The organism is Cytophagales bacterium (assembly GCA_033344775.1).
In the GTDB taxonomy this organism is placed as follows: domain Bacteria; phylum Bacteroidota; class Bacteroidia; order Cytophagales; family Cyclobacteriaceae; genus JAWPMT01.
Window position 1 is genome coordinate 1,980,058 of sequence record JAWPMT010000005.1, and the last position, 13,382, is coordinate 1,993,439.

The 13,382-nt window shown below is 40.5% G+C and carries 11 protein-coding genes; 2 read left to right on the plus strand and 9 right to left on the minus strand.

The features are described 5' to 3' along the window. Positions 1-3: 3 nt before the first annotated feature. Positions 4-264 (plus strand): hypothetical protein, encoded by a 261-nt coding sequence (locus tag R8G66_26115; GenBank protein MDW3195877.1) that lies wholly within the window; start codon positions 4-6, stop codon positions 262-264. On the opposite strand, the gene R8G66_26120 is transcribed toward R8G66_26115, so the two are convergent. From R8G66_26120 to R8G66_26160, 9 genes are all read right to left on the minus strand, one after another. Further along, positions 261-1,751, minus strand: coding sequence for a relaxase/mobilization nuclease domain-containing protein (locus R8G66_26120; GenBank protein ID MDW3195878.1), 1,491 nt, complete (start codon positions 1,749-1,751; stop codon positions 261-263). The two genes, R8G66_26115 and R8G66_26120, sit on opposite strands and share 4 nt — an antisense overlap. Next, the gene (locus tag R8G66_26125) at positions 1,748-2,080 is read right to left on the minus strand and encodes a plasmid mobilization relaxosome protein MobC (protein ID MDW3195879.1); all 333 of its coding nucleotides are present in this window, start codon (positions 2,078-2,080) and stop codon (positions 1,748-1,750) included. The genes R8G66_26120 and R8G66_26125 overlap by 4 nt, the downstream gene beginning before the upstream one ends. Before the next feature lie 254 nt (positions 2,081-2,334). Further along, on the minus strand, positions 2,335-3,270 hold the full coding sequence (locus tag R8G66_26130) for a toprim domain-containing protein (GenBank protein MDW3195880.1): 936 nt from the start codon (positions 3,268-3,270) through the stop codon (positions 2,335-2,337). A gap of 206 nt (positions 3,271-3,476) precedes the next feature. Continuing rightward, positions 3,477-3,779: a type II toxin-antitoxin system RelE/ParE family toxin gene (locus tag R8G66_26135; GenBank protein MDW3195881.1), complete on the minus strand. Its 303-nt coding sequence runs from the start codon at positions 3,777-3,779 to the stop codon at positions 3,477-3,479. 9 nt (positions 3,780-3,788) lie between these two features. Beyond that, a complete protein-coding gene (locus R8G66_26140; GenBank protein ID MDW3195882.1) occupies positions 3,789-4,016 on the minus strand; it encodes a type II toxin-antitoxin system ParD family antitoxin in 228 nt (75 codons plus the stop codon). A 58-nt stretch (positions 4,017-4,074) separates the two neighbouring features. Further along, on the minus strand, positions 4,075-5,406 hold the full coding sequence (locus tag R8G66_26145) for a hypothetical protein (GenBank protein MDW3195883.1): 1,332 nt from the start codon (positions 5,404-5,406) through the stop codon (positions 4,075-4,077). A gap of 1,201 nt (positions 5,407-6,607) precedes the next feature. Continuing rightward, positions 6,608-7,078, minus strand: a complete 471-nt coding sequence (locus R8G66_26150) for a hypothetical protein (protein ID MDW3195884.1) — start codon at positions 7,076-7,078, stop codon at positions 6,608-6,610. A 457-nt stretch (positions 7,079-7,535) separates the two neighbouring features. Beyond that, positions 7,536-8,765: a hypothetical protein gene (locus R8G66_26155; protein MDW3195885.1), complete on the minus strand. Its 1,230-nt coding sequence runs from the start codon at positions 8,763-8,765 to the stop codon at positions 7,536-7,538. An 893-nt stretch (positions 8,766-9,658) separates the two neighbouring features. Then, positions 9,659-11,860 carry a methyl-accepting chemotaxis protein gene (locus R8G66_26160; GenBank protein ID MDW3195886.1) on the minus strand — a complete coding sequence of 734 codons (2,202 nt, stop codon included), beginning with the start codon at positions 11,858-11,860 and terminating at the stop codon, positions 9,659-9,661. A gap of 256 nt (positions 11,861-12,116) precedes the next feature. Between R8G66_26160 and R8G66_26165 the strand changes: the two genes are divergently transcribed. Next, the gene (locus tag R8G66_26165) at positions 12,117-13,382 is read left to right on the plus strand and encodes an alginate export family protein (protein MDW3195887.1); all 1,266 of its coding nucleotides are present in this window, start codon (positions 12,117-12,119) and stop codon (positions 13,380-13,382) included.

Sequence of the window (13,382 nt, forward strand, 5' to 3'; positions counted from 1 at the left end):
AAGATGAATGACGATCAACTAAATGACGAACAATTGAAACAACTAAAGCTTTATTTTCAAACGCTTGACGAAATAAGAGGGATAGATCAATCGGGGTTTTGGACAGATGAGGAATTAAGAGAATTGACCAGTATTTATCGGCTTATTGGAAAGCTCGGTGATGGCAATCCGGTGAAGGCCGCTCATATGCATACCAGAACTATAAGAGGGGCAAATAGAGCCATTGAACTTACAAACGGTGATCAAAGCACCGCAATACATTAAAGCTCCAAATCTAAATCTTGGTCTTTATCTTTCTGTTGACCTTCCCGGTTCAGGTCATCCAAAGTTTTCTTATAAAAGTCTTTCCTCAACTTCTTCTTGGTCTCATCGGGTGAAGGCTTCTCTCCTAGCTTGTTTTCAGGTTGTGTTGCGGGTGTCTGTTGATCAAAGCTTGTCATCGGATCATTAGGACTCACTCCTTGTTCAAGCATTCGATTATCAATGTCTGCCAAGGTATTTTGAAGACTATTTAATTCGCTCTGGAGTCGCTGCCTCTCACCTTTTTCTAAAGAGTTTTCGAGTGCTTTTCGAAGTTCCGCAATTTTCGCAGCATATTCCTCGCGCTTGTAATGTTCTCGCAACTCACGTTCTTTCCTGAATTGAGTTTGTTGCGACTTATCCTCTTTTTCGCGTATAGCATCAAGTTCATCAGCGAAATTTTTTCTAGACTGTGAATTTTCCTTCTGTTCTAGTTTTTGCTTTAGTTTATCCAGTCGATTTTGAAAATCCTGATCTTTTTCAAGGCTTTCAATATTGCGATTGGTGACTTCCTTCTTCTTAGGTTCTGTCGTCTCCTGATTTTCCTCTCTCCTATTTACTTCTGCTTCTAACGCGCCATCAACAATCGCTTTTTGACGATCAGTTTCATACTGATCACGATCAAAAACCTGTCGTTGATCAGAGATGGTTTGACCGTTAGGCAAATCCTGCAAGTCTGCTAAACGCTCTTTGATATCTTTTGCGCGCTGCCCCTTCAACTGGCGTGAAAGGCTTGAAATCTTACCTTGTTCATCAACCAGTACAAAACCACGCCTGTCTCCTTTGCATAGAGTAAGTCCTTCTTGCAGCAATGCGGCCTGAAAAGCCTTGCTGCTATCTGCTTGATTATAGAGATTTTGTATAATGAGTGATTGGTCTATTCTGGTTTCGCGGTGCTTGGTTTTTTGACCTTGCTTGCGCTTCTCATTATTAATCACACGCTCTTCGCAGTAAATTTTACCATGACTCTTTTCATACTCCTCAGCCCAAGTGCTAAAGCGCAGTCGATCATTTTGTGGTCGCATTGTTTTACCAGTCTGGGGATGAACAAGATTAGTTATGACATGCACATGAGGATGAGCGGTGTCTTGATGTGCAACCATTACGGCTTCATGATCTTTTAGCCCTAATAAATCCAAGGCATCAAAAGCCAGTTCTTGCATATGATTTGGCTCCGGATTTTGTTCAGGTTGCCAAGCGATTGAAAATGAGTAAACAGGCTTGTTCATGCTTTTACGACCAGACATTGGAACGCCAGCTTGCTGCTTTAGCATATCACTGTTCATTGCCGTATAAGCCATCCATTTCATGGCAAGTTCAGGATCATCGGTCGGAACATTATGGGTTAATGTCCAAGCGACACGTTCATTTGTGTCTTGGCCTTTATCATGGAGGTAATATTGTCCAGCCCCTTTAAAGCTGGCTCCGCGCTGAGCAATCCTTGGTATCATAGGACTCCCATTACCTTTCTTAATAATTGATCATGAGCATCAAGTGCCTTGCGCAATTCCTGCGGTTCGACCCCATTTGTATGAAAGCGTTTGGTAAGCTGGTTTAGATTGTTCCCGCTATACCGAAGCTCTTCTAAAAGGCTAAAGTCAGCACTGCTTTTGCGCACGACAATTTGTCCCGCCAAAGCCATTTGGCGGACATACTCAGTAAGAGACAAACCAGCTTCTTCTGCTCGGGAAATTATGGATTCATAATCCGTTTCTGTGCAGCGAACTGGTGGTAAGCTCTTACTCAATTTTTCTGAAGTATGTTTTTTAGGGCGAGCCATAAATGCTATTTTCGGAAAAATTTTACGGCGTTTATTGCGCCTTTTCTGGGGGATCCAACGGGGGTTCAACCCCCTTGGCAAGATGTTTTCTGCATAGCAAAAACGTATCTTGCTACTCTGGTGTTTTTAACGGCCACTGTACTTAACGGGTTTCACTCTATGAACCGAATTTGACCCTCTCATTGCTAGCCAAAAAAAGATGACCATCAGCATGATCCGCAAGCGGCAGTTCATTCCAAAAGCCCATGACTTTTTTAAAGACCAAACCGTTCCGAAATCTCTGGCATCGATAAGGCTCGATGCATTTCATTTATGTCATTGAAGCCTTTATACTTATGATTTTGTGGCTTGATAGAAATTGAGGCCTTCTGGAACTCGCCGGTCAATTTATCAAGAGCCTGCCGTCCTCCAAGATCATTATCAAACCATGTTTGTACCTTTTGGTAATCGTTGGCTTTCATAAGACGTACGGCTTCGTTGATCATCGTTGCGCCGTTTAAAATAATTGCATCTGATTGGGGTTTTTCCTTTTGATAAATTGCCAGCAAAGACAGAAAATCATAATGGCCTTCAATCATTTGCAGATTGCCATTTGAATTGCTTCCCTTAACGAAGGTGATCCCGCGCTTGCCAATCAAGCCTTTGAAATATTTGTTTCGGATTTCATAGCCATCCTCATCGTTTCGCATGCCGAGTGCATAGCCAGTTGTGAAGGTTTCTTCATGTTTATAATGAACTTGTTTAAGATATTTCTGTGCCAGGCTAAATGGTATCTTTCTTTCATTCAAAAAGTTGTGAAGGGCAGGGAGCTCAATAGACTTTACAAGCTGTAACTTCATGGGGTTACCTTTCTTCTTGATAGATCGATTTCTTGATGACTCTTTTTGAGAGATATTACCTTGAAAAAGAGTTTTTAATTGTTCTAGTGCGCCACTAACATCAGTGTGGTAAAAGCGCATAACGTACGCGATTACATTTCCACCAGCACATTTCTGTTCGGCTCCACCAACCTCTCCAAAGTCACACCAAAGGTTTCGATTAAGGTCAACAGAAAATGAAGGCGTACGTTCCTGACGAAATGGAGAAATATACCAAAACTCCGTTCCACCTTTTTTCACGTCAAGTGGCTCGAATCCTTGCCTTGTAAGTACCTCATCTAATCGAATAGATTTTGCTTGCTCGATATTCACCGAACCCCCGTGAGTTTATTTTCAATTAATGGTTTGTTTGAAAAATTATATGTAACTTATTGATAGAATTAAAGATCTCTCAATTATGGCACGACCAAGACCCGAAAATGGCCCTTCAACAACAGGAAATGAGTCAGGAAAAGGCAGAGGAAACAATCCTACGAGACCTGGAAAAACACCCCCACCGTCGCCAAAGACGAAATAGGCTATTCAGAGATATTCATATTTTCTAAATCTCGGCTTTGATGCCAAAAACGCCTGATGACTATATGATTGTTGTCCGCAATGTCATAGTAAATTGAATAGCGCTTAAAGCTGTGTTTTCGTAAACCCTTTCTAAGAAAATCTTGAGGTCTACCAATCGTAGGCATGTTAGCAATTTTCTGACATACCTCGCTTAAGCTATCGATAAATTTATCCGCGACGTGATCACTGCTTTGCTCAGAAATATAATACCAAACTGAAGCAAGATCATTTCGGGCCTGAATACTTAATTCAACTTTTGGCATCTTGCCATCCTACGATTTGAGAGAACGGCCCATTTCTTTGATTTCTTGGGCACTAAATTCCACGGGTTCGCCTTTATAACCTTTGTCAATTTCTCGACGCAATTCTTGAACCTTCAATTCCTGTTCTTCCAATAATCGAAGACCTGCTCTGATAACCTCACTTGCGTTATTGTACCGACCACCTTCTAGTTGCTTAGAAACAAAGTCTTCAAAATGAGGGTTGAGTGACACATTCATGCTATTCTCCTTGTATTCTACTATTATACATGAAAATAACGATAAATAACAATAGTTGTTATAATTCTCGCCCTCCTGTTATCCATGCGTTCATCTCGTCAAGCAATTTAAATTGCATACTTTGCTCATAGTGTTTCTCAGTAACTTCCACGCGTGAGTGGCCGAGGCCTTTGGATATTTTACGAATATCAATACCCATGGATAAGCCAATGTTTGTCCAGGTGTCGCGTGCTGTATAAGTAGTAATATTCTTATCTATCTCTAACATCGTCGCAATATCCGTGAAGTGTTTATTGAAAAGTTTGGACTTATCCTTCTTCACAAGAAAAATGCGCTCTTCCGGTGTGTCTTCTGGTATTATTGGGAATAAGTAATCGCTACGCTTTTTACCTTGTTGGTAATAGTTGATAATTTCCAAATTCTCTTCATTTTGAAGTATTGAGAAATCATCGCCTTCTTCTTCAGTTTTCTTGCGCCTGTAATTGAAACGCTTGCCGTCGAACCAATCTACTCTAGCCAATGATAAATCCATAAAGTTCATACCCATATTATTGAACATGAACAGAAAATAGTTGATGGCATGAAACTTAAAGCTGTTCTCGTTAAACTCCGACTTTAAGCTGCGGATTTGATTGATTTCTTCAAATGTTAGTACTACTGGCTTATTTTCAACGCTTGTCTTCTTTATTCCCGCAAAAGGCTTATGTCCTTTAAGTTCATCAAAGGAATCCTCAGCGTCGCTTATGATTGATTGTAAAGACCGAAGATGAATATTCACGGAGTTCTTTGCCAGCTTCCCACTCAGATAAGCATGAAGCTTCTTCGCATAGTCTTTTGTCACGGCCTTAATTGGCATGTCGAAAGCTTTGTATTCATCCAATACCTGGTATCCATTTTTATCATCCCAGCTATAAAGAGATTTGATAATGACATTATCCGGCTTCCTGGCATTTTTCATGTTGAACTTAATCAGAACTTTTAAAGCACTCTCATAGGATGCAATTGTTGAATATTTTTTACGTAAGCGAAAGCGGTTGAATAAGTCTGCTCCATGCTCCAACACATGAAGAGCGGATTGTTTCTTAAAGAATTTACGCTCGATCTCATCCTTAAGCTTGCCAATATCCCAAAGCTTTATATCTGCCTTATTCTCATCAAGCCAAAGGTCAATTTCACTGAAAGACTTCTGAACCCGTTTTGAATGACGTACAGCATTTTCAATTCCTATTACTTTTCTAGTCAATGGATCAAAGTCTTTCTCAAAGACATACAAGTCATAAGGAATATCACGAACCTTCCTTTTGTGAGATATACGTAACACAATAGGACATCTTCCATCCTTATGTTTGTGGTCCTCACGTTTATCTAATGTGACTTTTACTTTAGCCATAGACTTCCTTTCAATGATTTTCGGCGTGCTTTCGGCGTGCTTTTTTGAGTTTTATTCAGTTCTATTCAGTCTAATTTAAGCAAGAATCCCCCTAAAAACGGCGTATAGGGCAGTTTAAATTTGAATGAAACTGATTAGGATTGACTGGCAGTCAAGAGGTCGTCGGTTCGAATCCGATCTTCTCCACAGAATCAGAAAGCACTTGCAGCAATGTGAGTGCTTTTTTTTGTTAACGCTTGACTATACCAGTCAAGAGGTTGTCGAACTGGCCGTCTGCGACTAGGCGCCCCCAACTAGGCGTCCCCGATCGAATCCGATCTTCTTCACATTAATAATGAAGCACTTACGAGCATTAACCTTGTAAGTGCTTTTTTATTTAAAAGCTATTTGCCAACAATCCGACTCCATTTCATAAATCAACTTATGAAAAAAGTAGTTTCAAAATAGAATAGTACGACAGTAAAAAATTCATTGTACTATTCTAATATAGATTCGAGAATCGCGTCATGTTCCGATTTCCACATTTTCAGTGACTTTTATGGCGATTATTAGCATGAAATGCGAAATGAGTGACATTTCGTATAGCAAACCATTCAGAAAAAACTAAATTACACTTTTTATCAATTAGTATTTTAAAGGGAAATAGCTATCAATTCACTTTGACTTATTGCTTATTTTGAAATAAGAAACTGATCTTAATTGACTTGGCCACTTGTAGAAAGGTTGATTTGAAACATGGCGAGGCAAGTACTTCTCGGAAACGAACAGCGAACCTGGGAATCAACTTTGAGAGAAGGCCATTATGTTTAAATGAAAAAACACGATTGTGATGAATCGTGTTTATGTGTAGCATCGAATAATCTAATTTCGATTTCTAAAAACAATCATTGGAAAAGGAACTAGCATCTCTCATCATGCCATAAGGCATTCTGACCACTTTGAGACCTGGTCTCTCTCTCAGCATACCAATGATGTCGACAACAGTAAGTCCATAACTTTCCTTGACCTTTCCGTTGAGACCAACAAGTTTATGAATCGTTTCTCATGATATGCAGTATATACCGCATCACCTTCATTCCTCAATAGATCCAGCAAATTCTTGTAGCCAAAATCATCCATTGTAGTACCGATGATCATTATTAAAGTCAAATTTTCCTTGACTAAATCGAATTGACACTCCGAGCACGCCAAAAAACTTAAACTATCCGAGCGGTGAATTGCCAAAAACCGACTGCCGTTCAAAAGAATCCACAAATACCAGGGGTCTTTTCAGGTCTTTCGGAGAGGCCATTTGCATATGTGAGGAGTATCTTACTAATTGATATCCGTCCAATTTCGCGATAATATTCCCAGACTCTGTGTTTAGCCCCTTTAATACCGATATTCGGTCAAATGACAAGTTGAAAGTATTCTTAGTCCTAAGCGGAATTTCTTCTCTCAACAAGGGCCTCAAGGCATCCGGATGAACCAATATCCCTTCACTGATTTCAGATAAGTCTATAAGTTCTTCTAATGATATCTCTAGCAAGGAACTGCTATAATCATACTGCGAGGGATTAGCATTCATGATACCATCCACGTCAGTCCATTTAATAATTTCTGAAGCCTGACACAAAATGCCAATTGTTGTAGCCGTAATGTCTGCAAAATATCTGTGTAGGATACTCTTAATTTATGGCTACCAAACTCTCTCTCCAGTCCCAGGTCTATTGACCCAAAATCCCCCACTTCTGCAATACCAAATATCATTCCCGACTGATACCATCCCGATACTTCAAAATTGATCTTCCAATGCAAATTGAAGCGCTGCGAACCGTTCAGATTAAAGGTGAATAAGGAAGTCTCGAATGTGCCTCAAGAAAATCTGCTTTTGTGACCGTATAGTTTGCTGTAGCACCAAATTGCACATTCCACCATTCCTGAATGGTAAGTGGGACACCATCGGAGAAACTAAAGTTGTCTCGTGAAGTAATGTTTTTAGCGATACACAAAAACTCTGGGGAGTTACTACAGCCTATATTCAAGGTACCAGTCACTTTCTGATGCAGGATGATCCAAGGACATGTGCGATAAGCATTAAGACCTATCTAGACTAGCTAAAATGCAATCACTTAAAGAACCGAATCTATCTATCTAACGGAATTCAGACTTATGTAGTCATCGATGAATTGCTTCACTGACTCGCGACTATTCTGATTGTTCCGTATGGTTTCAAATTCACTCCTTTTAATTAGCCTAAACACGCCAATAGAAGAAAAGAATGACTTTCTGTCTTCAGATATCTCACTCCCTTGGTCAGCAATTTCCTCCAAATATATTTTGTACCAAATTCGCCCAGTATTTTTTATGACGTCATGGATGCCGCTTTCCACTTGACTCCTTAAAGCTGGAAATTTGGCATCTGCATATACCAATAAACCGACTTGAAGCCGGTAGTAAAATTTATTTGTTTCACCCTTGATTTTATTGTAATAATTCTCTTTAAAGATGGTAAGCAGCTCGCCTATGATCCTTTTTTTCGTCTCGAGGGAAGATTTTTCAATTAAAACCTCGACAATGGGCCTCATTATTTCAAATTTATTTGCCTTCGTTTGTTCGCCCTTCCCTTGCAAGGGATCTAAATGAATCTTCACAAGAGATTTATAGGCTTCAAAAATCACCTCATCTTCCAACGAGTAGTCCTCAATCTTCGCAAGGAAATATTTTTTCACATAATTTTCAGCTCCATTCCCCTCGGAATCGAGGGCACGAGTAACCTCATGGAAAATGGTATTAAAATCCCGTAACTGAATCTTAGGTTTTAGCTCGGATGCAACTGTAATGACACTCCCGGAATCATTGATTGTGATGTCACTATGTTTTCCAGTGACATACGCTTTAACACTTTGCACAACAGAATAGTCCAAATCAGGGCGTTTAAAATCAATAGGTTTTAATTCGCTACCCCCTTCATGAATAACATCATAAGTCACATATGCAGGCTTTACGCGGTATTCACGCAGACCCAATTGCGTCAAAAAGTTGCTTTTTAAATTAGGGTTTGTCAGTGAACCAAAACTAAATGACAAGGTATCGATCTCCTTTACATCCAAATCCTTAAATGAAATTTTGACTTTATCCAGATCTGAATTTAGAATTTGAATTTTTTCACGTTGCTCTACAAGATGAAGGTCATCTTTCGTTTGGAAATAATACTGACAATGGCAGGAGTCAGGTAACTTCTCTAATTCATGTGGTGTAAAGTAAGCAGAAAGCAACCATACCGCTCCTGGTAAAACGACCATAAGAATATAGTTGGTCACCTTCTTATTCAATATCGTAAATACACTTGGGGTCAAATAAAGCTGGGGTATTTTCATGAAATTGACCATGTAAGAAGGCTTTGAAAAGATAAGCTTAACCAACGATGGTTGTAGTCCCAACCAGGACACAATCGCCCCAATGGCATAATTGATCTTTTCAGGGTCAATCAACATGAACTGAACGTTCCCAAGCCTCAAAGCCCAATTCGTCAATAAAGCTGCGAAAGTGATGAATAACATGAAGCTAAAGACAGCCTTTCTTCCATTCTGACTTACCGTCAGTGAATCGACGCTCAATAAATCACCCTCTTCATTGGTACTAAACTTGATTTCAAGGTCAACTTTAATTGATCCGGTCAGGTTGTTAAACCATAAAGTAAATCTGGTTGATAGTTGAGAATTTTCAACTGATTTTTGTTTGGTAATAACTGCCAGATAAAGAGGTTTAATCCCCTTTTTCAGTCGAATGCTCTCATTTTTTCCAATTGGAGTTTGCTTCTCATCACACAGGTAGATCTGGCCTTGTTTGTATTTGAAATCCTTATCTAATGTGAGGTTTTTATATTCCTGGAGTACGCACCCATCCAGTGAAATCTCATCCTTCGTCTGTAAATCGAATTTGATTGGAATTAAATAAACTAATTTATCTTCCTCTCTTTGCGTTGTTGCGAAAGTGAACGGTGCTGCACTGATGATCATAACTTTCTGAAATATATGAAAAAATCATCACAGCCATATGCTTTAAGTAACTGCCAAATACCTCTTCATCCCTGTTAACATGTTTCGACTATAATTCAATTGAATTCACTCCGGCACCCACCTCACCTTCTCCTGCGCATTGACTTCTACTTAACTCTCACGGCTGAAATGGACTGGAAGAATTCGTCAGCAGCCTATTTTTCGAAGAGGTTTTTGTAGAAAAGGCTAGTTGGTCTGATCCCTGTCCGGGTTCATTCCTTCACAAAAGCGTCAGTGTCATTTGAACTGAGGTTAAACTTGGAAACTTCATGCTTCAATGAACTAGCAATCGCAGAAAGCTTTTTGGATTTTTGTTTGTAATTATCCATGCCGGCTGCCAATTCTGATGCGGAGCTGGCTACCTCTTCCGTGCCGGCCGCAGTTTGCTCCGAAATAACAACTACACCCTCAGTTATTCCAATCACTTCCTGGATACTACCCAATTGCTTGCTCGTTGCGGCTACAATTTCTTCGCATAGCCCTAACGTATGGGACGAAGAAGACTTGATTTCCTTGAAAATGACGGAAGCTTCTTCAGAAACCGATGTGCCAGATATGACGCGTTCATTCATTTGATCCATGGTGCGAGCGGTTTCCTGCGTATCACTTTGAACATCGGCAATGAGTTGCTCAATCTTCACCGCCGATTTTCTGGAATCCTCCGCCAGCTTACGGATTTCGTCTGCTACTACTGCAAAGCCACGACCCGCATCACCTGCCTGAGCAGCTTCAATAGCTGCATTCAGCGCCAACAGATTGGTTTGGGCGGCAATCTCCGTAATCAAACCGAGCACCTGACTGATCTCACCAGACCTTGCTTGCAACACGTCTATCGATCGATGTGTTTTATCGGCATAAGTCCTGATCTCCAAAATATTATTCATGAGCTCCTGCGTCATTTCCTCACCTTTTTGCCCTTTTTCTGCACCAAGTACGGCGGACTCATTGATGATCTTCGCTTTCTCTTTCATGCTATCTGAGGATCCCAATATTTCTTCAATAAGATGGGACACATCGTCGATGTTACTCACCTGAGATTGAGCACCACTGCTTATCTGTCCAGTAGCTGAGGCAATCTCCGAAGTACTTCTGCTCATTTCATCTCCTGATACCATCATCTCGGTGGCAGATTCCTGTACAGAATCGGCATTGACAATAATCTCCGACAAGAGTACATTGAGCTGATCTAGCGCACTGTTGAAACTATCCATCAGCCCTCTGATATCTCCACGTTCATCACCATCAAATCGCTGAGAAAGATCCCCCGATTTCATCGAAATTACCATACTGTTTACCCGCACCAATGGGTCTGCAATGGACTGAAGCAAGTTATTAATGGATTCACTCAATTCTCGCCATACGCCAAATTTACCTTCCAGTTTAATCCGCGTATCAAGTTTTCCTTCGACACTGGCTTCTTGCAACGCGAAATCAGTTTCTTCCAGAATTAATTTAAGATTATTGCTGAGGGTAATGAATTCATTTCCTATTACATCTTCAGCACCAATGGCACTAAAATCGATATTTAAATTTCCCTGACTGATGTTTTGAGCAAAACGAACATAGTTTGCCGAGCTATCAACCAGAACATTCAATGAGCTGATCATATCCCCAAGTTCGTCCTTGCGTTTGACAGTTTCTTTACTGACAATTTTTCCTGCCGCCATTGACGTCAGTTTGACACCAACCTTATTGATTGCCAATACAATTTGATTACTGAAGTACCAACCCACATATAAACCGATCAGGAGCAATGCTAAAGCAATGCCCATGACTGTATAAAAAATTCCTAAAAGTTGTTCTTCTACTGCTTGTTGCTTTTTTAGTACAGACTCATCAATGGAGTCCGTGTAGATTCCAGAGGAAATTACCCAATCTAGCGGCTCAAATAATTTAGAGTAAGACAGTTTACTATATATTTTATCTTCCTCAGGTTTTACCATCAAGTAATCCACAAAAGCATCACCATGCTTCAATGACCGCTCAACCCGCTCCTGATATAGATTTTTTCCTTCCTTGTCTTTAACCACATTATACTTTTCATCGCTCATGACTTTGCCCTTATTTTCCGGCTTAGCCGCATGCATGATCATTGTAGGAAAAGGTAGTTGGGTATCAGTAATCCAGAAATAGCCTTCCGTTCCGTCAAATCGAATTTGGGAAAGTAAGCTGAGCGCCTCCTCAATTGCCTCCTCTGAGTTCGGCTGTTGATTTGCTTGTTCCACTATTCCATATGCCAAATCCACTACACTTTTTAGTCTGAGTCTCGCCTTTAAAACCTCTTCTTCCCGAAAGGACTTGATATCTTCAGTGCTCTTGGCCTGAATACTGAAGATAGCTACCAGACTAATGCTGAGTACCGCCACTACCAGCAGGCTACCAATTAACAGTGCGATTTTTAATCGTAGATTCATGAATTAGCTTCAAATAGGTTTTTGATACGCCTCCAAACATCGGAAAAATTTACGGAGGAATCAGCTGGATAATCTAAAGATAGAAATTAAGGCGTTTCCCCAATTGGTTATTCGGCTAGAACCGAATTTGTAAGGTCGAAACCAAATAAATTCCTGCTGAAAACCAAACAACAAGCCATTCATCATCGACATACTATTTTTGCGCGACTTGATTTTGAGAAATTCCCCAATCAATCCCTGAATTAACTCAATTACTATGCGCCGAAGCATTTTGCTATTCTCTGTACTTTTTCCACTATTCGCTGCGAAAGCCCAATTCCAAATGGACCTGGAATTCCGGCCCAGATCTGAGTATCGGGATGGTTACACAACATTAAGTGAACAAAATGAACAGGGCGTATTCTTAACCACCCAACGCACAAGACTCAACATATCCTTCAATGACCAGAAAATAACATCGTCTTTCATTTCCTTTCAGGATATCCGAACCTGGGGCCAACAAGGATTAAATACGCGGGAATCGACCATCAATTTGTATCAGGCATGGATAAAATTGAACCTTGCAGATCGACTCACCATTAAGATTGGAAGACAGGAGTTCGAATACGATGACTTAAAGATCCTGAGCAACAGCACCTGGAGATTGCCCGCTAGATCCCATGACGCAGGCCTATTGGAATGGAAAAGTACGGATTCAACCTTGACTGTCCATTTGGCCGGCGCGGTAAATAATGAAAGAGAAGTACTGTTTCAGGACCTTTATGAAGTAAATGGAACCTATAAAAATATGGGAATGCTTTGGTTGAATAAGCACTTTAAGTCCACAGAACTCTCGATGCTTTTTCTAGACCTTGGCCAACAGTTGGCCGACACGTCGATCAATCGCTTCAGGACTATTGGCATATATGGTGTTCAAAAAATTGGCAAAATGAAGCTCACAGGAAGTTACTATATCCAGCGAGGGCGAAACCAATCCGACCTCAAAGTTGCTGCTCACATGGCTTCATTGAATTTAAACATTCCCATTTCCACAGGTTTTAGTATCACCCCAGGCTTTGACCTTTTGTCCGGCACAAGCGCCGAAAACCTACAGGACCCTTCCTATCTTGAAACCAACACCTTCATACCTCTTTATGCCAGACGTCACCGGTACTTTGGCGTACAAGACATGTTTTATGCAGCAGGATTCAACGTACCCGGGGGATTGGAAGACTATTTTGTCAAGTTTTCTTATCAGGCATCAAAAAAGTGGCGCACCAGACTCCAATTACACTCTTTTTCCACACAAGAAAGTATTGGGGACTTAGAGAACGGAACGATTCTTAATGACAAACACTTAGGCTATGAAGCAGATTTTTTTCTTGATTACACACCCTACAAGTCTTTAAATATTGGCCTGGGGTACGCGCATTTCTTTGCTAGTGAGAGTATGCGAGCACTGAAACAACGAGGATCAGCGGATGAAATCGCTCATTTCGCTTATCTACAGCTCAACTACACACCGGTACTATTTAAAAACTAG

What these genes read in the sequence shown, in the direction of transcription:
- R8G66_26160 (MDW3195886.1), bottom strand. Translation starts at nt 11,860, where the DNA reads ATGAATCTACGATTAAAAATCGCACTGTTAATTGGTAGCCTGCTGGTA.
- R8G66_26120 (MDW3195878.1), bottom strand. Translation starts at nt 1,751, where the DNA reads ATGATACCAAGGATTGCTCAGCGCGGAGCCAGCTTTAAAGGGGCTGGA.
- R8G66_26125 (MDW3195879.1), bottom strand. Translation starts at nt 2,080, where the DNA reads ATGGCTCGCCCTAAAAAACATACTTCAGAAAAATTGAGTAAGAGCTTA.
- R8G66_26135 (MDW3195881.1), bottom strand. Translation starts at nt 3,779, where the DNA reads ATGCCAAAAGTTGAATTAAGTATTCAGGCCCGAAATGATCTTGCTTCA.
- R8G66_26115 (MDW3195877.1), top strand. Translation starts at nt 4, where the DNA reads ATGAATGACGATCAACTAAATGACGAACAATTGAAACAACTAAAGCTT.
- R8G66_26145 (MDW3195883.1), bottom strand. Translation starts at nt 5,406, where the DNA reads ATGGCTAAAGTAAAAGTCACATTAGATAAACGTGAGGACCACAAACAT.
- R8G66_26140 (MDW3195882.1), bottom strand. Translation starts at nt 4,016, where the DNA reads ATGAATGTGTCACTCAACCCTCATTTTGAAGACTTTGTTTCTAAGCAA.
- R8G66_26155 (MDW3195885.1), bottom strand. Translation starts at nt 8,765, where the DNA reads ATGAAAATACCCCAGCTTTATTTGACCCCAAGTGTATTTACGATATTG.
- R8G66_26165 (MDW3195887.1), top strand. Translation starts at nt 12,117, where the DNA reads ATGCGCCGAAGCATTTTGCTATTCTCTGTACTTTTTCCACTATTCGCT.